Origin of the sequence: Streptomyces thermovulgaris (genome assembly GCF_002155915.1) — a bacterium.
Taxonomy (GTDB): Bacteria; Actinomycetota; Actinomycetes; order Streptomycetales; family Streptomycetaceae; genus Streptomyces; species Streptomyces thermovulgaris.
The window spans coordinates 1-507 of record NZ_MUME01000570.1; the positions used below are offsets into that span (position 1 = coordinate 1).

Consider the following 507-nt stretch of genomic DNA (forward strand, 5'->3'; position numbering starts at 1 on the left):
GCACCGGGGGGCGGCGGGTATCCGCCGGGCGGAGGCGGGTAGGCGCCTCCCGGAGGCGGCGGGTACGCGCCGGGCTGGCTGGGGTAGCCGTATCCCGGGGCCTGGGACGGCTGTTGCGGCTGCTCGGACACGGTTTCTCCACTCTTCGGCAGGGACAAACTGACGGCCATCTTGCAGGAAGCCCGATCGGAGCAGAGCAGCGGGGTCCGCCCCAACGAGTGACCGGGCGGCCCGGACGCGCTCGGCCTCCCCCACCGCGCACCCCCGGTGCCTAACCTGATGACATGTCAGATGACGAGTCCTACGAGCTGCTCGGTTTCGACAACGTGCTGCTGCCCGTGGGGGATCTCGGCGAGGCCGTCGGTTTCTACGAGCGCGCCGGGTTCACGGTGGCGTTCCGGCTGGACGAGGCGGGCATCGCGGGGCTGAAGGTGGGAGGCGAGACGCCGGGGCTGCTGCTGCGCGTGGAGGACGCCCTCGGCCACCGGACACCGCCGTGGCCCTCGC

1 protein-coding gene is annotated in these 507 nt (G+C 72.6%); it reads left to right on the forward strand.

All coding sequences use genetic code 11. From position 1 onward, the window contains the following. Nucleotides 1–284: 284 nt before the first annotated feature. Nucleotides 285–507: VOC family protein (locus tag CCN35_RS27370; RefSeq protein WP_143631914.1), on the forward strand; the 223-nt coding region annotated here is incomplete at its 3' end.